22 protein-coding genes are annotated in these 21,864 nt (G+C 34.7%); 2 read left to right on the top strand and 20 right to left on the bottom strand.

Translation table 11 applies throughout. The annotated features are described in order from the left end of the window. Nucleotide 1: 1 nt before the first annotated feature. From CVULP_RS06255 to hemC, 3 genes are all read right to left on the bottom strand, one after another. A complete protein-coding gene (locus tag CVULP_RS06255) occupies nucleotides 2–367 on the bottom strand; it encodes a FlaG family protein (RefSeq protein ID WP_099460803.1) in 366 nt (121 codons plus the stop codon). A 160-nt stretch (nucleotides 368–527) separates the two neighbouring features. Continuing rightward, nucleotides 528–2,327 (bottom strand): menaquinone biosynthesis decarboxylase, encoded by a 1,800-nt coding sequence (locus CVULP_RS06250; protein WP_099460802.1) that lies wholly within the window; start codon nucleotides 2,325–2,327, stop codon nucleotides 528–530. Next, nucleotides 2,324–3,250: a hydroxymethylbilane synthase gene (gene hemC / locus CVULP_RS06245; protein WP_099506959.1), complete on the bottom strand. Its 927-nt coding sequence runs from the start codon at nucleotides 3,248–3,250 to the stop codon at nucleotides 2,324–2,326. Before hemC ends, CVULP_RS06250 begins: the two co-directional genes overlap by 4 nt. Nucleotides 3,251–3,405: 155 nt before the next feature. On the opposite strand from hemC, the gene yedE reads away from it, so the two are divergent. Then, nucleotides 3,406–4,611 carry a selenium metabolism membrane protein YedE/FdhT gene (gene yedE / locus CVULP_RS06240; RefSeq protein ID WP_099460814.1) on the top strand — a complete coding sequence of 402 codons (1,206 nt, stop codon included), beginning with the start codon at nucleotides 3,406–3,408 and terminating at the stop codon, nucleotides 4,609–4,611. Nucleotides 4,612–4,622: 11 nt separating this feature from the next. Then, nucleotides 4,623–4,850 (top strand): sulfurtransferase-like selenium metabolism protein YedF, encoded by a 228-nt coding sequence (yedF, locus tag CVULP_RS06235; RefSeq protein WP_099460815.1) that lies wholly within the window; start codon nucleotides 4,623–4,625, stop codon nucleotides 4,848–4,850. On the opposite strand, the gene recR is transcribed toward yedF, so the two are convergent. From recR to CVULP_RS06150, 17 genes are all read right to left on the bottom strand, one after another. Further along, on the bottom strand, nucleotides 4,847–5,425 hold the full coding sequence (gene recR / locus CVULP_RS06230; RefSeq protein ID WP_099460800.1) for a recombination mediator RecR: 579 nt from the start codon (nucleotides 5,423–5,425) through the stop codon (nucleotides 4,847–4,849). The two genes, yedF and recR, sit on opposite strands and share 4 nt — an antisense overlap. Continuing rightward, complete coding sequence (locus tag CVULP_RS06225) at nucleotides 5,415–6,659, bottom strand: ArsS family sensor histidine kinase (RefSeq protein ID WP_099506958.1); 1,245 nt, start codon at nucleotides 6,657–6,659, stop codon at nucleotides 5,415–5,417. Before CVULP_RS06225 ends, recR begins: the two co-directional genes overlap by 11 nt. Beyond that, entirely contained in the window at nucleotides 6,656–7,327 is a 672-nt protein-coding gene (locus CVULP_RS06220) for a response regulator transcription factor (protein WP_099506957.1), read from the bottom strand. The genes CVULP_RS06225 and CVULP_RS06220 overlap by 4 nt, the downstream gene beginning before the upstream one ends. Nucleotides 7,328–7,452: 125 nt before the next feature. After that, complete coding sequence (locus CVULP_RS06215) at nucleotides 7,453–9,924, bottom strand: DNA methyltransferase (protein ID WP_099506956.1); 2,472 nt, start codon at nucleotides 9,922–9,924, stop codon at nucleotides 7,453–7,455. Further along, complete coding sequence (locus tag CVULP_RS06210) at nucleotides 9,921–10,301, bottom strand: FxsA family protein (protein WP_099460796.1); 381 nt, start codon at nucleotides 10,299–10,301, stop codon at nucleotides 9,921–9,923. Before CVULP_RS06210 ends, CVULP_RS06215 begins: the two co-directional genes overlap by 4 nt. After that, nucleotides 10,298–12,004 (bottom strand): proline--tRNA ligase, encoded by a 1,707-nt coding sequence (locus CVULP_RS06205; RefSeq protein WP_099460795.1) that lies wholly within the window; start codon nucleotides 12,002–12,004, stop codon nucleotides 10,298–10,300. The genes CVULP_RS06210 and CVULP_RS06205 overlap by 4 nt, the downstream gene beginning before the upstream one ends. Then, nucleotides 11,994–13,241: a glutamyl-tRNA reductase gene (gene hemA, locus CVULP_RS06200; RefSeq protein WP_099460794.1), complete on the bottom strand. Its 1,248-nt coding sequence runs from the start codon at nucleotides 13,239–13,241 to the stop codon at nucleotides 11,994–11,996. The genes CVULP_RS06205 and hemA overlap by 11 nt, the downstream gene beginning before the upstream one ends. Further along, nucleotides 13,241–14,134, bottom strand: a complete 894-nt coding sequence (locus CVULP_RS06195; protein WP_099460793.1) for a polyprenyl synthetase family protein — start codon at nucleotides 14,132–14,134, stop codon at nucleotides 13,241–13,243. The genes hemA and CVULP_RS06195 overlap by 1 nt, the downstream gene beginning before the upstream one ends. A gap of 1 nt (nucleotide 14,135) precedes the next feature. Beyond that, nucleotides 14,136–14,642: an exporting protein gene (locus CVULP_RS06190; RefSeq protein WP_099460792.1), complete on the bottom strand. Its 507-nt coding sequence runs from the start codon at nucleotides 14,640–14,642 to the stop codon at nucleotides 14,136–14,138. After that, a complete protein-coding gene (locus tag CVULP_RS06185; RefSeq protein ID WP_099460791.1) occupies nucleotides 14,643–14,906 on the bottom strand; it encodes a DUF2018 family protein in 264 nt (87 codons plus the stop codon). Nucleotides 14,907–14,967: 61 nt separating this feature from the next. Beyond that, on the bottom strand, nucleotides 14,968–16,401 hold the full coding sequence (locus CVULP_RS06180; protein ID WP_099460790.1) for a Mur ligase family protein: 1,434 nt from the start codon (nucleotides 16,399–16,401) through the stop codon (nucleotides 14,968–14,970). Next, nucleotides 16,391–17,128 carry an alpha/beta fold hydrolase gene (locus tag CVULP_RS06175; RefSeq protein ID WP_099460789.1) on the bottom strand — a complete coding sequence of 246 codons (738 nt, stop codon included), beginning with the start codon at nucleotides 17,126–17,128 and terminating at the stop codon, nucleotides 16,391–16,393. Before CVULP_RS06175 ends, CVULP_RS06180 begins: the two co-directional genes overlap by 11 nt. Nucleotide 17,129: 1 nt before the next feature. Continuing rightward, entirely contained in the window at nucleotides 17,130–17,345 is a 216-nt protein-coding gene (locus CVULP_RS06170; RefSeq protein ID WP_099460788.1) for a type II toxin-antitoxin system Phd/YefM family antitoxin, read from the bottom strand. Continuing rightward, on the bottom strand, nucleotides 17,342–18,382 hold the full coding sequence (locus CVULP_RS06165) for a D-alanine--D-alanine ligase (RefSeq protein ID WP_099460787.1): 1,041 nt from the start codon (nucleotides 18,380–18,382) through the stop codon (nucleotides 17,342–17,344). The genes CVULP_RS06170 and CVULP_RS06165 overlap by 4 nt, the downstream gene beginning before the upstream one ends. A 10-nt stretch (nucleotides 18,383–18,392) precedes the next feature. Continuing rightward, nucleotides 18,393–18,944: a Holliday junction branch migration protein RuvA gene (gene ruvA / locus CVULP_RS06160; RefSeq protein WP_099460786.1), complete on the bottom strand. Its 552-nt coding sequence runs from the start codon at nucleotides 18,942–18,944 to the stop codon at nucleotides 18,393–18,395. Then, nucleotides 18,920–20,779, bottom strand: a complete 1,860-nt coding sequence (locus tag CVULP_RS06155; RefSeq protein WP_099460785.1) for a flagellar assembly protein A — start codon at nucleotides 20,777–20,779, stop codon at nucleotides 18,920–18,922. Before CVULP_RS06155 ends, ruvA begins: the two co-directional genes overlap by 25 nt. A gap of 41 nt (nucleotides 20,780–20,820) precedes the next feature. Beyond that, nucleotides 20,821–21,864, bottom strand: a complete 1,044-nt coding sequence (locus CVULP_RS06150) for an AI-2E family transporter (protein WP_099460784.1) — start codon at nucleotides 21,862–21,864, stop codon at nucleotides 20,821–20,823.

The raw sequence follows: 21,864 nt of genomic DNA, 5'->3' as shown, positions 1-21,864 counted from the left end.
TTTAACTCTCCTTATCGAATATCATACCAACCACTTCTTTAAAGTGCTCGGCTAGTCGCATCGCCTCTTCGCTTGGGATTTGGCGTATCTCTTTGCCTGTGGTCCTTTCCGTAACGCTAAGATACATTGAATTTATCTTATCGTTATAGCCAAAACGCACATTTGTGCCTAGGGCTTCCATTTGCCCATTAAGCTTCGTAGAAAGCTCTTGCAACTGCTCTGCAAAGCTTTGCTTTCCTTGCTCACCTTGCGTATTTGTCTTGTTATCCGCCTCGATTTTAGGGGCGTTTGCAGTGCTGGAATTTTGACTTTTCATACTTGAAGTCAGGTCCATTTGCTGCTGAGTCATTGCCTTCGATATTTCCATTTTAAAGTCCTTTTTAAAATTTCTATTCTTTATATCGACTAAATGAAAATTTTCTAAATACCTAAAAACGCAAAAATTTAAAAATTTTCTTTACAAATGATAAGCAAAAAGTGTGCCAAGTGATGTTAAAAAGTAAGGTAAAAGAAAAGTTTGGCTAAATTTAGCCAAAAATTTCAAATTGTTTAAAAAGCTTTGTGTCTTCCTCGATAATATTACGCAAGATGAGATTTTCCACTACTTTTTGAGAGCAGTCTGTTTGCTTTGGCCATTTTCTTTGATAGTCTTCAAATTCGTTTTTCGCTGTGGCATTTAAGCCTACGCGCTCATTTTGGATAAAAATGTCTCTTTGTGCGTCTAGATTATTAACCACTCTCCATACTAGCATATAAGGGTTTTCTAGGTGATTTTCTTTATCTAAAAAGACGCAAATTCTAAAATGCTTTTTGTATTTTAAAAGCTTGGTAAAACTTTCTTCAATCTTTTCTTTTTTATCCAGCAAAATGCACACAATAGGGCTTTTACACTCTGTATAAAACTGCTTTAAAGCGTGGATTTGTAATTCTTTTTCAAAAAGACTTTTTAGCATTTCATCGCTTAAGATTTCAAGCTCTTCTGCCTTAAAATGACAAGTTGCATCAAGGGCTGCCTTACCGCCAAAACAAGCATTAGGAGAAGCGTGGTCAAGCTGGTCGCAAATGCCTTGTGAGATATAAATTTTATTTACATCAAAGCGGTTTAAAATATAGGGGATTAAGCTCTCATAATCTTCCAAATTGGGGGCGTCTTTATCCACAAAAAGAGCGTGTTTCACAAAACTCATTTGCCCCACACCCCAAAGTGCGTGCATAATTTGCTGTGCGTGGGCTGGGTAGTGCGTGTGAATTTTAGCTAAGATGAGATTGTGAAAGACGCCATTTTCTGGCATTTTATAGTCGATTAAATCAGGAGTAGTTGTTTGCAAAAGTGGTAAAAAAATGCGTTCAGTCCCAAGCCCCATCACTCTATCTTCTAAAGGTGGCTTTCCAACCACAGTGGCTTGATAGACGGCGTCTTTTTTTGCATAAATTTTATCGACTTTCATCACAGGAAAAAGCTCAGGTGGGGTATAAAAGCCTGTATGGTCGCCAAAAGGACCTTCAAGCTTAAAATTTTCTAAATCCACATAACCCTCAATCACAAAATCACTATCATAAGGCACGAAAATCCCATTTTCACACGGTGTAAGCCTTGCATTTTGCTTTTTGATAAAGCCATAAAGCAAAAGCTCAAAAATACCCTTTGGAAGCGGTGCTTGCCCACACCAAATGTAAAGCGGGTCGCCTCCTATGGCTATGCTAACGGGCATTTTAGAAAGTCCTGCTTTTTTGTATTCGTTATAAAATAATGCCCCATCTTTATGAATTTGCCAGTGCATTAAAAGCTCGTTTTTGCCACTTACTTGCAAACGATACATTCCAAGATTATTTTGACTTTTATCAAGGCTTTGCGTATAAACTTGCCCCATAGTGATGAAAGGTGCAGCGTCTAAACTCCAAGTTTTTAAAATGGGTAAGTCCTCTAGGCTTGATACAATTTCATAATGATAAAGTGCTTTTTCTTTCTTAAACCTTTTAGGCGGAGCAAAACGCAATTTTGAAAGTTTGGTAAAAAAGTCAAATTTAGCTTTTAAGCTCGTGGGGATATGAAGCTTAGTTAGCTGTGAAATCTCATTTGCTACTTCTTCATAATCACGCGTTAGGGCTAAATTTAAAGCCTTTTTATTGCAAAAAGTATTCATCAAAACAGGATATTTATAGGCTTTTTTGTCTCTTATGGGCTGGGTGAAAAGTAGCGCCTTTCCCTCTTCAAATTTTTTCGCCTCGATGTAAGCGATGTGGGGGATTTCAAGCTCCACATCTAAAGGCTCATCAATGATTTTCAATAACTCATTTTGTCTTAAAAGTTCTATAAAGCGTCTCACAGCATAGCCTCCGCTCTTTTTAAAAGCTCTTTAGCACCTTTTTTGATAAATTCAAGTGCTAAATTTTCTCCAAAATTTTGATAATTTTTCTTCAAAATAATTCTTTTATCCCTTAAGATTTCTTTGCCATTAGGAAGCCCTAAGATAGAACGCACGGTGATTTGCTCTCCCATTAACTCCGCATTAATACCAATAGGCACTTGACACCCCCCCTCTAAAGTGCGGATAAAATCCCTTTCTATCTTGCTTTCAATGAGGGATTTTTCATCATTTAAACACGCAAGTAAGGTTAAAATTTCGCTATTATCTTTGCTTTGTATGCCTAAAATTCCTTGCGTAGCGGCTGGGACAAGCTCATCTTTGCTAAATTGATAAATAAATTTAAGCTCTTTTTCAAGTCCTAGCCTTTTTACCCCCGCACTTGCTAAAATGATAGCGTCAAATTCGCCTTTTTTAAGCTTTTCGAGACGGGAGTTGATATTTCCTCTCAAATTTATGATTTGCAAATCAGGACGCAAGGATAGAAGCTGCATTTTACGCCTTAAGCTTGTCGTGCCGACTTTAGCATTTTGCGGTAGGGCGTTTAGGTTTTCATAAAGCTCACTTAAAAGTGCGTCTGTATCATCTTCTCTTACGCTAAGTGCGGCTAAAACTAAGCCTTGCGGTAAGAAGCTAGGCACATCTTTTAAGCTATGCACGGCTAAATGCGCTTTATTTTCCAACATAGCATTTTCAAGCTCTTTTGTAAAGAGTCCTTTACCGCCTATTTTGGCTAAGGGGCTATCAAGCAAAATGTCGCCTTTGGTGCTAAAGCCCTCTAAGCACACTTCTATGCCGTGCGTTTTGCGTAAAATGTCTGCTATAAATTCACTCTGCCATAAGGCTAGGGGACTTTTTCTTGTCGCTATAATGAGCTTTTTCATTGTATCCCTTTAGTTTGATTTAAATTTTGCATTATATCATTTTGTGTATCAAATAAGCCTTGTGTGGAAAATCTTTTTTATAGATTGTGATTTGATTAATGAAAATTTTATTATAATTTATTATCAAGTTTTGATAATACAAAGGATTTTTTATGCTGCATTCTTTCAAACAAAAATATCTTGTTAATTTTTGGGATACTTTAAAGGCTATGATTGCACTTGCGATTATTGCTTCGATTTATTTTGGATTTTTTGGCACAGGTTGGCAGGTAACTGGTGAGATGACTCGCTGGGGTGGGGAATTTTTGGAGCTTTTTGGACTTGATACTAGTCAATATAGCTATTATAATATGACAAATTTATCGGGCAACCCTCTCACTCGCTATGAAGGACTTGTGCTTATTGGTATGTTTTTGGGTGCGTTAATTGCTGCTTTTTTGGCTAATAAGGTCAAATTTCGTCTCCCTGCATCTGGTATTCGTATAACTCAAGCTATTATCGGCGGTCTTTTGTCAGGTTTTGGGGCAAGACTTGCTTTTGGGTGTAATTTGCTTGATTTTTTTACCGGACTTCCCTATTTTTCTTTGCATACTTGGGAATTTGCTATTTTTATGGTCCTTGGAATATTTGTCGCCACAAAGGTGGGGAAACTTAAAATTTTTATGCCAAAAACTACCCTTGAAAAATGTGGCGTTAAGGGTAAAGGAATCACGCACGATAAAAATCGTGCAAACCGCCATTTTAAGTATGGTTTAGTGCTTTTTATCATTACGCTTATGTGGCTTATTTATCTTTTTAGCACAACAGAACCCTTTGCTTTAAAAGTTAAATCTAGTTTTTTGCCTTTGGGACTTATTTTTGGACTTATTTTTGGTTTTGTGATTTCTAGGGCACAAGTATGTTTTACATCGTGTTTTCGCGATTTATTTTTATTTGGCAGGGATAATGCTGCAAAAGGGGCGTATTATGGTATGATTATCGCTACATTTATTGTATTTATTCTTATGTTAAATGATTACAGCGCCTTTGTTAGAAATATTTCGTTAGCCGTGGCTATCGGTGCTTTTTTGTTTGGATTTGGCATTGTTTTTGCGGGTGGTTGTGAGTGCGGCTGGACTTATAGGGCGGCGGAGGGACAGGTGCATTTTATGATAGTTGGTGTGGCAAATTTTGCTGGAACTGCCATTTTAGCACTAGTTTATGATAAAATTCCAGCTTGGATTAAAGAGGGTCCTAAAATTCAGCTTATAAATGAACTTGGTGCTTTACCAGCCCTTGCTTTAAATGTCGGTTTTTTACTTCTTTCGCTTGCCTTAATTTTTGCTTATAAAAGACACTTTTTTGCAAAAAGGAGGGCTTAATGTTAAAAGAGATTGAAATCACCTACACACTTGATATACAGGGCGAGGCTTGTCCTATGCCAGCCCTTGCGACTGTGGAGGTATTGCCACAGTTAAAAAAAGGAGAGGTTTTAGAGGTGCTTTGCGATTGCCCACAAAGCATTCATTCTATCCCAAATGATGTGAAAAATAGGGGATGTAGGGTGCTTGAAATCGATCAGGACGGACCAACCTTGCGTTTTTTAATCCAAAAAATTTAGTGAATTTTAGTGCGGAAATTCATAGCGCGGTGTAAAGAGATGAAATCGACATTTTCCAAATTTACTCCGCTTGGAATTCCTTGTGCTATCTTACTAAATTTAAGCTCTAAATTTTTTAAATTTTCTTCTATAAAAAAGATTGTTGCATCAGAATGAACGCTATGCGTAAATGCAAAAATAAGCTCTTTGCTTTTTAATTTTTCTATCATTGCTTTAAGTTTATTTAATTTTTCCTCGTTTAATTCATCAAGGACGAAATAAAAGCCATTATACCCTCCGCTTTCTTCTAAAATCAAAACATCTTTAGCGTTTTCTACAAGACAAATGAGACTTTCATCTCTTTGAGTATCCGTGCAAATTTCACAAAGCTCATTTTCGCTCAAAGCACCGCATTGTTTGCAATTTTTGATAAATCTTAGGGCATTTTCTATATTGTGTGAGAGTTTCATACCTTCTAAAGGATTTTGCATACAGATATATAGGGCTAGGCGAATTGCCGTTTTTTTGCCTATGGTGGGAAGATTAGCAAAGCTTTCAACAAGTTCGTTAAATTTTTCTAAGCCCTTATAAGCCATTATTTTCTCCAAAAAAAATCTTAAAATGATGCGTGTGTTCTTTAAATGCGTATTTTAACTCAAAGTTGTGTAATTTACACACTTCATAAATGATATAAAGTCCAAGTCCCATACCCTCTTTATCTTTTGTGTTTTTATCACGCGTAAAGGCTTTGGTGTAAAATTCTAAAGAATGTTCTAGGGCTTGTCCTTGATTTTTAATCACAAAATAATGTTCAAAACACTCTAGCTCACAAGTGCCATTTGTGGAGTATTTAAGGGCATTATCTAAAAGATTTTTGATAATGAGAGAAAAAATTTCTATATCTGCATTAATAATAGGGTCATTGTGCAAATTGATTTTTATCACTTTGTCAAAATCATCTCTTAAAAGGGAATTTTTTGCTTCATTTAAAAAGGTGCTAAAATGGTGATTTTCAAGGATAAGATTATAATTTTTTGAAAAAAGATTTTCTATTTTAGCAAATTCGTTAATGAGATTATTCATTCTTTCAAAAATTTCTATAAGGCGTATTTTTTGCTTTTCATCTTTGGTCATTTCGGCGATAATTCTACCCTTACCAATAGGCGTTTTAAGTTCGTGCATAATGGTTCTTAAAAAAAGCTGTCTTGAGTGGATAAGGTCTTGATTTTTGCGATAAGCCTTGTCAAATTCTAGGGCTATCATACCTATTTCATCTTTGGAGTAGTCTTTAAAATCGGGCGTTTCATTGCTATTAATTTTAATGATTTCATTTTTAAGCTTTTTAAAAGGCTTTAGGGAATTTAATACGGAAAAATACATAAAGATAAATAAAAAGGCAAAAAAGAAAAAGCTAGTAAGTAAAAGTCCATAAATTCTATCGTTATCTTTTTGCTTGAAAATTCCACTAAAATGCTCACAGTTAATGCTAAGATAAATATTATGATGATAAAGTAAAGAAGAAAAAGAGCAGTCGCTTTCCCTAGCCTCAAAAAGCTTTTCGGCTTTTTTATGGATACTTTGTGTGAGAGAGTTTGGTTCTAGCTTTTTAAAGCCCATATTTTCAAGGTCTTTTTTAAGGTCATTGTTTAAATAACTTCTTTTTTTACTAGCGACTAAAAATTTAATAAGATCTGCCTGTTTGGCATTAACCTTTTCATTATAAGCATTTCCTTCTATCTGTAAAAGCACGACAAAAAGAACACAAACGATGATAAAGGTAAGGGTAAAGAGGATTATAAGTTTAGATCGTATTGTATAAGTTTGTATCATCCTACGAGTTTATACCCTATACCTCTAACAGAAAAGATGTATTTTGGTGCTCTTGAATTATCACCTATTTTAGTTCTTAAGCGTCCTATAATGACATCAAGGCTTTTGGAGTCCCTATCTCTTAAGCTTTTGCAATGGCTTACTAGCTGCTCTCTTGAGATGGAAAGTCCGTGTTGAGAGATGAGGTATTCTAAAATTTCATACTCGGCTGGAGTTAAGGTTAGAGTGCGACCATTACAAGAAATTTCATGGCGCCTCTTATCAACCTTAAAATCGGAATTGATATTTTCTTTAGTGTCCTCTTCTAATCTTCTGCTACGGCGAACTAGACTCATAATCCTTGCATACATTTCTTTAGGATCGTAAGGCTTTGGCAGATAATCATCAGCACCGATTTGAAGTCCCATAACCTTATCGCTTAAATCACCCCTAGCAGAAGAGATGATAATGGGGATATGGCTTTTTGCCCTTATCTCTTTACACACTTCAAGCCCATCAATGCCCGGTAAAGTTAAGTCTAAAATAAGGCAATCATATCCATCAAGTCCGCCATTTAGGGCGTTTTTAGGAGATTCGTAATTTGTGATGTTAATATTAAACTGCACCAAATATTCAGAAAGCAACTGAGCAAAATCCGCATCATCTTCTATCATTAAAACTTTCATCATTTTTGCCTTTCTTTAATAAAGGTTCTTTTTTATTCATTATAATGCAAATTTGTTACTAAGATATAAATATTTTTTTAATTTTTGGCTAAAAAATTAAAGGCGTTTATTTATGAAACAAAACGCCTTTAAATAAGCTCTTCTGGTTTAAATAAAGTGGCGTTTTCATCTCCTAATACCCATTTATCATTGTCGTATTTGATGGCTATTTTTTCTAAAATGTCTCTTATCATATCTTTACTTGGCGTTACGCCATTTTGCATCATCGGTATGCACTCAAGGCATATATCATCAAAGCTCACGCTTTTATATTGCCTTTTCGCACTTCTTAAATAAGAAAGTATGAAATAACGCGCCCTTTGCTCGATAGGGATATCGTGTCCTCTTAGCTTTTGCCCTTTTTTAATGTGGTATTTTTCACTTGTTTCATCATAATCAAAATTTTCATTAATAAAGGGAGTTAAGTCCATATATTCTTTTGCTAGAGTATGCAAAAAGCCAAGCTCTAGTGCCTTAATATTAATAGAACCATAAATTTCTTCTAAACTCGCTCCATCATTTTTAACTATCAATGCTTCGATATGGTTTAACACAAAGCCCAAAATATCATCGCCAAGCTCTGCTTTTGTCAAATGCTTAGGGTCTTTAACCTTTTTAAAATACATTATAAGCTGTCCGCTTAACACGGTAAAAGAATATTGCCTTTTTTTAAAGCTTGTCTGTCCATTACTCTGCCTTATGCTTCCTACATATTCAAAGCCTATTTTTTGTGCTTCCTCGACTAAAATTTGCCAAAGTTGCAAGTCTTGATGCTGAAAGACAAAGGCAAGCCACCTATTGTATTTTAGCACTCTATACATTTCTTTAAGGCTTGCTACCATAAGGCTTTTATACTCCTCTCGCCCCTTATCTAAACTCCCCTTTTCTATGCACTCTTTTTCCCTCGTGCTTAAATCGACATCTAAATCAAGCCAAGCATTCCACATCACACTAAGATCTAAATAGGGGATTTTCGCACCATAAGGAGGATCTGTATAGATGAAATCCACGCTTTGATTTTGAATTTCTTTTAATTTTGTCGCGTCAGCTTGGAAGATTTTATCGCCGTTAAAATGTTCTAAAAGGGAATTTGTCCTATCTAAATCTTCCTTTCTTTTTTCTAAAAAAGAGCTTTTAAAGTCCTTTATCACTCCACTTAAGGGTGCCAAATATGCCTCATAAAATTCAGGTGAGTATTCTAGCTCACTTTTACCCTTTATCACTCTTTTGACTTTTCTTTCAAAGGTTTTAGCAGTATCTAAAAAAGTAGGTTTAGGAGCAAGGCGGTAGCGATAATAGAAAGCAAAATAATTTCCCCCTCCATTTGGAGTTTTATGATAAGTCAAATTAATCAAGCTTAAAGTATTATAAAACGCTAGCAGCAAAGCCAGTCTTAAATTTTTCCTTTTTTTCCAAATTTGCTTATCCCTTGTTTTACTTGTGTGCTTAAAGATGAGTTTTCTAAGTAGGGCAAGCTCTGCTAATTGTAAAGGGCTAAAAAGCTTTAAAACGCTATTTACATCACTACCCTTAGCCAAAAGCTCATCTTTGGGTATCCATAGCACTTTTTCTTGTTTTTCTATACTTGCCATTTCTCCAAAATCCTCATTTATGGCGTTAGGATAGTATGAAGCGTCTTTTAAAAGCTTTTTAGCCTCTTTTTCATTTTTAGGGCGAAGTAGCTCAAATTCTTTTAAAATTTCCTCACTTAAATAAGATAAGTCGCTTAAACTAATCTTCGCACACAAGGCTTTTGTCATAAAGATAGAAAGAGGATTTAAATCCGTGTGAATTCCTTGCCTACCAGTCATCAAAGCTTCAATAGCACTTACTCCACTGCCTCCAAAAGGATCTAGCACTACATCACCTCTTGCTGTAAAATGATTAATATTATTTTTTACCACATCCCAGCTTTGCCTTGTGAAATATGCCACACAGCCAAAATACCGTGCCTTTGCTTGCTTTTGTGGAAAAGATACGGGGTCTGGTAGCTTTTTGCTCAAATACCACTCATCGTTTTGTTGGTTAATGATAAAGGTGGAGCTTAATGCCTTTAACTCCATGCTTAGATAGTATTTTAAAGTGTCAAAATGATAATCCTCATCAAAAAGAACTTCTAAATCACACTCCAAAATAGCCTTTTTATGTCCTACTTGGAAAAGCTTAAATTCCAAGCCATTACAAAGGGCGTAAAAAGGAGCGCGTAAGGCGTCATTGATAGCATAGTAAAAAACCTGTGCTTCGTTTTTGCTCCCTTTTTCTATGTTTTGATTAGGTGCTTTAGCGTCTAAAACGCAGTGCACCTCGCCGTTAAGATACAAAGTATAATCAGGCGTGATATAAGTTTTTGTTTTAGAATTTGAGCCTGTGATTGTGGGCTTTTGTAGAGTTTGACTTCTTAAAATTTCAAGTGTAGCGTTTTTATCCAGTCCTTTATCGATGAAGCCTAGTTTGTCTAAAAGGGGCTTAAGAAGCTCTTCACGCACAGAGTCTTCTTTAAAAGCACTTCTAAATTTCTCATCATTTTTCAGCTTTTCAAAAATTTCTTTCAAATCTTTCATTTTCTATCCTCGATAATTTCTACATCGATGATTTCTTCGCTATGCTTTTTTGGCTCTTTTTTATAAAAATTTGCTTGCACTTTCGCCTGAAAAACAAGCCCAAAAACAAGCACTAAAATTCCAAAAACAGAACTCAAAACGCCCGGGATTAAAAATAAAAATCCCGCTATCACAAAGGCAAATTGCTTTAAAGTGTCCTTAAAACCACCCATTTGAAAACTAAGCATATTTCTCCAAAAGAGTGCTAAAAGCACGACTCCAGCTATCATACTTAAAAGCATAAAAATCAAAAAATTTCCAAAACCAAAAGCGATGATAAAGACCGCACAAGCGATGAGTTCAACGACAAGAAAGGGCGCACCCAAAGAAAGCTTCATGATAACACCTCTTTAAGTGTATCTAAAGCCGTGTCCGCCTTAAGCTTCACCTTACTCAAATCCTTTCTTTTCACAAGCTCAAGCTCATTATTTTCTAAGCCTTTACCTATGATAAGAGCGTAAGAAAATCCCATTAATTCAAAATCATTCATTTTCACACCATATCTTTCATTTCTATCATCTAAAAGCACACTAATGCCAAGCTTTTTTAACTCTTCATATAAGCCTAAGCCTAAATTTAAGGCTTTTTCGTCCTTAATGTTTGAAAGAATAATGACAAGCTTAAAGGGACTTAAAGCCTCCTGCCAAATTATGCCCCTTTCATCAAAACTAGCCTCCACTGCCACAGCTACTAAGCGACTTACCCCCATACCATAACAGCCCATTACAAAAGGCTTTGCCTTGCCATTTTCATCAAGAAAAGTTGCCTGCATCGCGGCGGAGTATTTTGTGCCGAGTTTAAAAATGTGTCCTACTTCTATGCCCTTGCTTTTTACAAGTTTTTCGCCACATTTTATACAACAATCCCCCTCTTTAACTTCCACCAAATCCTTAAACCTTTCTTCATTTAAATTCACGACATCAATGCCTATAAAATGATAGTCTATCTCATTTGCTCCCATAATCATTTGCTTTTCATTTTTTAGCTCATTATCGATATAAAAATCCACATTTTTAAGCCCTATAAAGCCTATAAATCCGGGCGTTAAGCCCGCAGCTAGCAATTCCTCTTTTTCGGCGTCGATGAGTTCTAAAGCCTTGCAAGCATTTTGTGCCTTTGTTTCTTGCAGGTCATCACAGCCCCTTATAAAAAAGACGACAAGTTTCGCTCCGTCTTCATAAAAAGCCTTTTTCACCACAGCTTTAATAGTATAAAAGGCGTTGATTTTAAAAAATTCTGCCAAACTCTTAATGGTCTTAACATCTGGAGTGTGAAATTTACTTGCAAAATTTGCTTCAGGGCGTTCTTCATCGCAAGTTTTTTTCGCTCTTTTTGCTGCTTCTATATTTGCAGCGTAATTGCAATGAGAACAGAGCAAAATATCATCTTCGCCATTTTGTGCTAAAACCATAAATTCCTTACTTCCACTTCCCCCTATGGCTCCGCTATCAGCTTCAACAACTCTAAAGTCAAGTCCTAAGCGTGTTAAAACTTTGCAATAAGTTTCGTGCATATTTTCAAATTCACGCGTTAAGTCTTCTTCGTCTTTGTGAAAACTATACGCATCTTTCATTACAAATTCGCGACATCTCAAAAGTCCAAATCTAGGTCTAGCTTCATCACGAAATTTAAGCCCGATTTGATATAAATTAAGCGGAAGTTGCTTGTAGCTTGTGATTTTATTTTTAACAACATTAAGCATAGCTTCTTCGTGTGTAGGTCCTAAAACAAAGTCGTTTTCTTTTCTATCTTTAAAGCGTAAAAGTTCTTTTCCAAAGACATTATAACGCCCACTTTCTCGCCAAAGGTTAGCTGGCGTGCTAAAGCTAAGGCTCGTTTCTAAAGCTCCTGCCTTATCCATCTCTTCTTTGATAATGTTTTCTATTTTATCATAAACCATTTTACCAAGCGGTAAAAAATTATAAAGCCCACTGCCATTTTGCTCGATAAAACCTGCTCTTGTTAAAAAAATATGGCTAGGTAAAGTCGCATCTTTTGGGGCTTCTTTAAGGGTTGGGGCGTAAAATTTACTAAATTTCATTGTGTTCTCCTAGATTGAAAAGATAGCGTAAAGATTGAATGACTTCTTCGCTCTTTTTACCTTGCAAGTGCTTTAAATTAAGCGTTGGCTCGTGCAAAAAGGCTTTGAAAACTTGGTGGATTAATTTTCTTGCTTCCTCTTCGTTTGATTGTTTTAAATAGCCTTTTGAAAGAGCGATTTGAAGTTGTTGATTTGCACAAGCTTTAGCCTTTAATCTTAATGCTTTTATGGTAGGTGTTAGAGCTAAATCACTTAGAATTTTAAAAAATTCATGCGTCATCGTCCCTATAATGCTATAAGCTACACTAGCTTCACATTCTCTTAAGGCTAAGTTTTTCCGCACAACTTCTTCTAGGTCATCAACTGCAAAAACTTTGATTTTATCATTTTCGTTTAATTCAATATCCCTTGGCACGGCAATATCGAAAAAATAGCGTTTAAACTCCACATTTTTAAGCATATTATTTGTAATAAGAGCGTTTTTAGCATTAGTCGCCGAGAAAAAAAGTATGTAAGTGTTAAGATAATTTTCTAAATTTTCAAGGCTATCAAATTCGCAATTTAATTCTTCGCTTAATTTTTTAGCCTTGCTTAAATCGCGGTTTAAGATGATGATCTTTGCTCCTGCTTGTAAAAGGTGTTTGCAAGTTAGTTGTGCCATTTCCCCAGCACCGATGACAATGGCTTTTACTTGACTTAAATCAAGCAATTCTTTAGCCTTAGCTACGGCGACCGAGGCAACAGAAATGGGATTTTTAGAAATTTGAGTTTGATTTCTTACCTTAGCGGCACATTTAAAAGCGTGATGTAGGGCAAATTCTAAATGCTCTCCGCAAAAATTCAAATTTTTAGCAAAATGAAAGGCTTCTTTAATTTGTCCTGTAATTTGCGTTTCGCCTATGACAAGGCTATCAAGTGAGCTGACAACTGAAAAAAGATGATGAATTGCCCCGCTATCTTCAAAAAAGTCCGCCCTTTTTTCTAAATCATTTTTATCTACTTCGCAAAGTAAGGCAAGGCTTGTAATGATGTGTTTGCCTACTTCTTTTAAATCCTTCACAAAGGCTAGAATTTCAACGCGGTTGCAAGTGCTTATCACAAGGCTTTCCATAATATTTTCTTTAGAAAGAACAAGTTTTAAAAATTGCTCTTTTTTCTTTTCATCATTAAGTGAAAGTCTTTCCCTTAAGCTTAAGTCTGTGTTTTTGTGCGTAAAACTAATGCAAAAATAGTGCATTAAAAATCCCTATCTATCAAGGCTTTAATGATAGCTTCTAGCTTTTCATTTTTATCATTTTCAATGGCTTTAAGACTTAAATTTCCATATTCTTTAGCTTTTTTAATGCTTTGCTCTATGATATTTTTTTCTTTAAATTTTTGCTTTAGCCATAATCTTTCTTCCGTATTTAAATCTTTTTTAAATAAATTTTTTAGGATATCTTTGTCATTTTTGTGTAAATTTTCATATAAATCTATATAGGCTAAAGTTGTTTTACCCTCCTTAAAGTCGCTTAATGTGGGCTTTCCAAGTGTGGCTTCATCACTTGTAATGTCAAGGATATCATCAACGATTTGAAAGGCAAGTCCTAAATTTTTACCATACTTTGCAAAAGCTTCTTCATTAAGTCCTGCTAAAATCGCTCCGCACCTTGCACTTGCCTCAATCAAAACGGCGGTTTTGTGGTAAATCATCGTTAAATAAGCTTCTTTATTTGGATTAAATTCCTTACTTAAATTCACGTCCATAAGTTCGCCTATGGCAAGCTTGCAAACAGCGTTTGAAAGAATTTGGGCGATTTTTGGCTCTTGTTTAGAAAGCTCATAAAAGGCTTTAGAATACAAAATATCACCAAGCATTAGGGCATTTTTAGCACCAAATTCAGCATTGATAGACCTTGCCCCACGTCTTAATTCGCTCTCATCAATGATGTCATCGTGAAGAAGACTAGCAAGGTGGATAAGCTCTATAATCGCACACAAAACATAAGCTCCTTGACTTTCTCCTGCTATGCTTAAAAGGAGTTTGGAGCGAAGTTTCTTGCCTGTGTTTGTTTGAGAGAGCATTGTTAAAATGGGTTCGTAAGAAAGTTCTAAAAGATAGCTTTGTATGATTTTATCGATTTCTTGCACTTTAGTTCCTTGTTGGTGGCGTAGTTTGTGGTTGATTTAAATCAATCATCGGCACGATTTGATTATTTTGCGGTGGGTTTTTTAGGGACATTTTGCGTGGGTCTAAAAACTCAACCATAAGCCTAGAATCCTTATCTTCGATATAAATCGTAAAGGTGGCAATACCCTTTTTATAATCACTAAATTCTAAAATAAGTCTCGCTCTGTCAATGTGAGGATTACGATAATCAGGAATTAAAGTTTGCGAAGCCCAGTCTAAATTCCTGCGTAAAGAAAGCACAAATTGACGCGGAAATTTTCTAAATTTAGAATGCACAATGATATTGGTATTATCAAAAAGAGTCCAGTAAAAATCAAAATTTTGCACCCTGTCTTCATAGCCCAGTTCTTTAATTTGCACACTAGCTCTTTCATCTTTTTTAAGCTCAAATTTGTAAGTGTAATCAAACACAGGTGCCGAAGCAAAGGCACTTATCGTTAAAAAAACTAGCGTAAAAAAAACTTTCATTTAGCCCTCGTGTCCTAAAATTTTTGCTCCAAGTTCTATGTAAATATCATTTTGTCTTTGTGTGATAAATTCACCATTTTCCAAGATGAAATTTTTAAGGTCATTTTCATTTAAACCCTGTTTTTCTAAAAGCTCAACCATAGCAATGTATTCCGCAAAAAAGTTTTCAAAAGTTTTTTCTAAGGCGCCTAAATTTCCATTTTGGATAATTTCTAGGAATTTTTCTTTAGGGCTTTTATTTAGCATTGCATCAAGTAAATCCATTTTTTCCCCTTAATTTTAAATTTTTGATTATAGAATTTTAAGAGTTAAAAAGAGTTTAAGGTTATAAATAACTTGGTGCATCGTTTGAAAAGAGGATTAAATCTCCATTTTTAGTATGTTTAGCTAGGACTTTTACAAGCTCGGCTTTTTCTTTTAAAATGATTTTGTTGATTTTAAGCTCTTTTTCAAAAAGTGCGGCATTAATGTGGGCGGAGATGATGGCTAAATCAAAGCTTTCATTGATGATTTTGGCAAGTTTTATATTATCCTCCTTGCTCCCCTCGATAATGCCCGGAGTTACTAAAATTCTGCGTCCTTGATAGCTTTTTGCTAAAACATAACTCTCACTCATACCCTTAAAATTTCCATTAAAACCATCATCGATGATGAATTTTGGCTCTTTTGAGATGATTTGTAGGCGGTGCTCTACGGCTTTTAGATGAGAAATTTGCTTTTTAATTGTTTCAAGTTTTACGCCTAAAAAATTCGCACAGCACACACAAGCACATAAATTTTCTGCGTTAAATTCTCCCAAAATCTTACTTTGAAATTTTTTTTCTTTTTCGTTTAAACGCATTGAAAAGTTTAGTCCCTCAAGGCTTGAATGCGTTTGAAGAAGCAAAGAATCGTAAATTTGAATTTTTTCTTCATCGTTTTTTAGGGTGCTTGAGTGTAAAAAGGCTTGTTTGAGGCGTTTTGATTGTAGGGCTTCAAGTTTTGTTTCTCTTATGGTTTCTATGTTTTTAAAATATTCTAAATGTGCTCCGCCAATTTCCCCTACAATACAAATTTGAGGCTCTAAAAATAAGCTTAATTCTAAAATGTCTCCTTTAAGTCTAGCACCTGCTTCAGCAATGTAAATTTGAGTGTTTTCTTGTAGATTTTCATTAATATCTTTAACAATTCCCATTAGGGTATTCACACTTCTTGGACTTTTATGCGTGATAAAATCATCTTTTAAAAGCTCATAAAGAAAATTTTTAATGCTTGTTTTTCCAAAACTCGCGGTAATGAGTATGATGGTCAAATGATTATTTTTTAAGATTTTTTGTTTAGCTTTTTTGAGAAAATAACGCGCTTGTAAAAGGTCTAAAATTTTAAGAGAAAGTAAAGCACAAGGCAAACTTAAAAGATTAAAAAGAAAAGAAAAACGCAAAGAAAGTATAGAAAAAAGGACATTAAAGGCAAATACAAAACAAAAAAACCACTTCACTTTCGCGGTAAAAACGAGCTTTTTGTCAATGCCTTTATGCCAAAAATATAAAATGGGAGTGTGAATTAAGACAAAATATGCCAAAGAAAACCACGAAAAACCTAAAGATGTGATGAAAATAAGATAAGGTAAGCCTAAAAAATAAAGATGTAATAAGGGTTTATGATAGTGAAAAACAAGGCGTTTGAGCTTGTAAGAATACCACTGAAGAGCTAAAATGAGATAAAAAGCGACACAAAAATTAAATAAAAGAGTATTTAAAAAATAGATACTATGAAGCATTTTTAGCCTTTTTGATGGTATCAGCAATGAATTTGGCATTTTGCAAAAAGAAAAAATGATCCCCTCTTAAAGGATAAAATGCGTTTTTTTCTATCAAGGTGCTAATAAGCTCTCCGCTTTTAAGAGGTGTGGCTTTATCTTGCTCTCCCCAAAAAATAAGACTTTGATTTTTAAGGCTTTTAAAAATTTCACCAAAATCCTCATCAACGACTCTTTTAAAAGTTTCATACATTAAAGGGCTTAAATTTGCTCCGTCCTTACTTGCAAAAAAGCGGTAAAAAGAGCCAAAACCAAGTTTTTTAAGGAATTTAAAAAGAGTGATTTTGAAACGCACTTTGAAAGATTTTGATAAGATAATGCCAGCACTTGAAAGTAAAATTAAGAAAGCGTTTGGAGTTTTTCTAGCAAGAAGGGCGCAAATTTTCCCCCCAAAAGAATGCCCCATAAAATAGGCGATTTCCCAGCCTTTTATTTTTAAAAACTCCTCCAAAATCAAGCCATAATCCTCGCTGTGAAGCACTTCTTCCACGCTTGATTTACCAAAGCCGGGTAAATCCACATAAATTTGACAAAAGTCTTTTAAATGATGTGAAAAAGCACTCATCATAAGCTCTTTATTTGCTCCCCAGCCATGCAAGATGAGAATTTTTTCTTTTTTTTCAAGCCCTATGATTTCATAGCTAAGAGCATAATTTTTATTTTTATAACTCACCGTGCTTTGTGCCATTTTATGCCTTTTGATTTTTATAGATCTTTTCCAAAAGTTTGACCGCTTCTTCTAAACGCTCATATTCTTTAACACTTAACATCACGGCTTCAAATTTGTTATTTTTAAGAATGACAATTTTGCCAGAAGGATTTGTTTTTAGCCTTTCTAAAATGGGGCTAAAATTTCTAACCACTTCAGTCGCTGTGTAAATTTCATCTTGCTTACAAAGCATTATAATTTACCTTTTTGCCCATTGATACTATGCAAAAAACTATAATTTATCTTAATTTTAGTTTCGTTTTTTACACTATTTACAAGGTTTTTAAGTGTAGCATTGAAATCTTTAAAGAGATAATTTGCCAAAGAACCCGGATTTGGATTAATTTCATTTAAATACACTTCATCATCGATGATGAAAAAATCACACCGTATCAAAGCACCCTTAAAAAGAGGATTGTAAATTTTGCTAAAGGCTTTTTTTAATTTTTCTTTTAAATCTTCATTTAAATTTGCTTCGATAAGTTCGTTATGTCCACAAAAGCTAAGATATTTTTGCTCAAAGTCTAAAAATTCCTTTTTCTTAGGCTCTTCTATGATAGAAAAAATAAACTCATCTGCTATCATACAACCTGCTAAATTGTATTCTTTAATGTCTTTTTTAAATTCTTCTATAAGCAAAGTGTCATCAAATTCAAAGCCCACATCTTTGGCATAGTTAAATTCCTCTTCGTTTTTCGCCACGCTAATGCCTATACTACTTCCTAAACGCACAGGCTTTACAATGCAAGGAAAGCTTGGCTTAAAATTCGTTTCAAGCCCTTTTTTAAGCGTGAAGTAATCAAGAGTTTTCACACCCACACTTTTAGCGTAAAGTTTGGTGAGTTCCTTATTAAAAGACAGCACACTAGCCTCTAAACGCGGACCGATGAAGTTGATGTTAAAAAATTCAAACAAAGCAGCGATTTTGCCGTCTTCGCCGTCTCTTCCGTGGATAAGATTAATCACGCATTTAATGTCGAGCTTTTTTGCCCCCCAAAAACTTTCAAAATAAAAGCCTCCTTGCTTTAAAACAAGTTTTTTTTCTTTTTTGTAGGCTTTTGAGCTAAAGGTTTTAGCATTTAAATTTGAAGTCTTAATGAGATAAAATTCTCTTTCCTCATCACAAAAGATAAAAAAAGCCTCTTTATCAAGCACCTTTTTAAGCACCACAGCACTCACTATGCTAATCTCGTGCTCGTAAGAATTTCCCCCAAAAAGTATCGCTAAGTTCATCATCGTCCTTTTATGCAAGTTTTTTTAAAGCTTCTTTGATAAGCTCACTCGTGTCTTTAGCCTCACAAGTGGCTAAAACGCCTAAAATTTTATCCTGCTTAAAGCCAAGGGAAAGAAGGGCGGCTAAAGCTTGAGCTTTATCATCGCTGACATTATTAAACGCCGTTTTAGCGTCTGCAAGTTCGACAATAATGCGTTTAGCACTTTTTGCGCCTATTCCTGGAACTTTTTTAAAAACGCTTTCATCATTTAAACTTAAGGCTTTGTAAAAGGACTTGCTATCAAGGCTTGAGCATATTGCCATAGCCGTGGTTGCACCTATGCCATTAACTTTTAAAAGCATTTCGAAAATTTTTTGCTCATCTTTTTCTAAAAAGCCATAAAGTTTATGGGAGTCTTCTTTGATGATTTGTGTGATTAAAAGCTCGCATTTGGCGTGAAGTTCTAATTTTGCCGCACAAAAAAGCGAGATATAAATCCCATAGCTTACGCCATTTTGCGTTTTTAGCACGGCAAAAGTAGGTTCTTTTTTGGTAATTATTCCTTCGATGGCGACAACCATTGCGTATCCTTTTCATCATAATCGATTCTTTTTTCTAGCTCTATTAATTCTTGGTTATTTTGTATGATTTTTTTAAGTCCTATGTGCCTTGCAATTTCATTCACATTTGAGGCGAAAAAAAGCTCATTTTTAGGAGAGAGAAGAAAAAATCTCACCTCATTCATATCGCTCCATTTTCCACCCCTATTAATGAAAGTAGCCTTTAAAAGTGCGTCTTGAAGACTTAATAATTCTTCGTTTAAACTAGCCTTTTTTTCCAAAAGCTCTTTTTGGATTTTTGTAGATTTTTGCAATTCTTCGTTGAGTTTTGCATAATCTTGCAGCATTTTTGTGAATTTATTCGGGATTTTTTGCCCACCTTCTTTTAATTTTTGAATTTGTGCCTCTAGCGTATCTATGGCACCTTTTCCTGCCGATAAGCTTTGTTTTAAATTGTAAATTTTATTATGTAGAGCAAAAAGCTCATCGTCTATATTTTTAAATTCTTCATCGTAATTTTTATCCAAGGTTTTAACTTTGGCAAAAAATTTATTATTATCCCCCTCAAAACGCTCAATGGTAACATTTTCAAAAAAGGTGCAAGTATTATTTGTCGCAAGGGCTTCGATATAAATTTTATCTGCCTCGATAACTCCGCCTAAACTTTTTTTAACACGCACCTCCTTAGCTTTAATGCTTCCTCCCTCAAGCAAATCTACGCTGATATTCTCTCCACTTGCCACGCCTCTGTGTGTTTTGATGTAGCCATTTTGAGCATAAATATTTGCTTTGCTGTGCGTTGTGCCTTCTATCTTAAGTCTTGCGGCTTTAAGATGGGTGTTTCCCGCCACACTGCCGATGATGTTAAGCTCTTCGCACTCTATGCCCACACCAGAATTTACGGCATCTTGCATATCGGATGCAAAGTTGATGTTAATTTTGACATTTTTATCTAGGTTTGCATTGATATTACCAACGCTTTTAAAATCAACCGCTCCAAAATCAAGCTCATTTGCAATATCATAATTGTTAGCATTTTCTACAACAAAGCCTTTTTTAAGGGCAATATACTCGACTATATTTTCCTTTTCTTCGCTTTTAAAGGCATTTGAGCAAGAAAAATTAATTTTATTTTCTTTAGGCTCTAAAACTTCTAAATGATGTAAATTTAAGTCTTTACCTTCTGCACCGATTTTGGCTTTTATGTGCCTTAGCACAATTTCATTTTCATCAACGACGATGATATTAGCCCTTTGTTCGTCTAAGGTGTAATTTTTAGCCTTTTCTTTATAACATAAAATGAGTGCTTCATCTTGGCTTTTAGTCGGCTCTACGCCCTTTGCTATGGTAATGGAAACAATTTGTTTTATAGGCGAGGTTTTATGCTTGGCTAAAAGATTGAGTAAGTCTTTTTTAAAATTAAAAATGCGAATTCCTATGAGAAATTTGAGTTTTAACATCTTTTTATAGATATTTTGTAGAATTTTAATAGCGATTTTGTCTTCATAAGCTAGGGTTTTAAGGTCGATTTGAGCGATGATTTTGGTAAGATTTTTATTGGCGACTAATTTAATAGCATTTGCATAAATGTCATTTTCTACATTTTGATAAATTTCAATTTTATATTCTTGTTTGATTTGCAAATCTTTTTTTAAAAAAATTTGATCATCGTCAAATTTGACAAGATCTTTTTCGGCGATTTTTTCCCATTGTCCCTCTCCAAAGCGAAATTGAGTTGAAAAGGCTAAAAGTTTAAAATCAAGCTCTTGCACACTAAGACCCGTTCTTGAAGCAATGCTTAACATTTCTCTGTAAGGATTTTCTGTATAGGTAACGATATTTTCCAAATTCGCCAAAACAAACTCCTTAATTAAAAATGTAATTGTAACGCATAACTTTAAATCAAATTCTTATCTTTTAAAATATTATAAAGCCTTAGTGTGGAAATGAAAAAGGTTAAAATGGCAGGTCCTAAAATAATGCCCCAAAAACCAAAGCTTGAAATTCCAGCTATCATCGCAAGAAAGATGAGAAGTTCATTGATATTGGTCGGCGTTTTGACAAGTTTTTCATTAATCCACTTGATGATAAGTGGTTTAATGAGTGTGTCGGCGACAAAAGAAATCATCACAAAAGAATAAGCAAATATCACAATAGCACTGCTTAAATTCCCAGAAGCAAAGGTATAAAGACTTACAGGGACATAAACCAAAGCCCCGCCCACAGCAGGGATTAAAGAGCTAACTGCAAAAATCACACCCATTAAAAGTCCATCATAGCCGTAAATAAATGTTATGAGGCTAAAAAGTGCACCTTGAAAAATTGCCACGATAATCATTGAGTAAAGCACCACAGCCATAACATTACCCACTTCACCTAAAATTTCATCAAGCTCGGCTTTGTTGATGGGAACTATGGATTTTAAGTAGATGACAAGCTCTGTGCCATAAAGATTTGCAAAAAAATAAAACACGCAAATTAAAGCCATATCCATAAGGAATTTGGCTCCTGATTTTGTAAAGCTTGAAGCATAGCTAAGAGCTTGTTTGTAAAGCGAGTTTAGGTCTATCCCAGCGATAAATTCTTTAATTTTAGGCTCTAAAAACTCCAAAGAAGCAGGTAGAGAAAATTCATAATGCTTAATATAATCAAGCGTTTGAGTGATGAGATTAATGTCGAAATTTTTTAAAGCCTTTGCAAGTTCTATGCTTGTATAGATAAAGGGTGCGAAAAAAAGTAAAATCATAAAAGAGGTTGTAAGCGTGGAGGCTAAAAGCTTTTTTTGTTTCGTAAGGCTTAAGAATTTAGCGTGTAAATTTGAAGTCGCCACTGCCATTAAAGCAGCGATTGCTATCACAAGTAAAAAACTTTTAAAAAGATAAAGCAAAAGACCTAAAATAACTAAAATAAAACAAATTAAAAATATTTTCCCACTTTTCAC

The organism is Campylobacter vulpis (assembly GCF_014217995.1).
Classification (GTDB): Bacteria; Campylobacterota; Campylobacteria; order Campylobacterales; family Campylobacteraceae; genus Campylobacter_D; species Campylobacter_D vulpis.
This window is presented reverse-complemented; position numbering and strand designations above follow the sequence as displayed.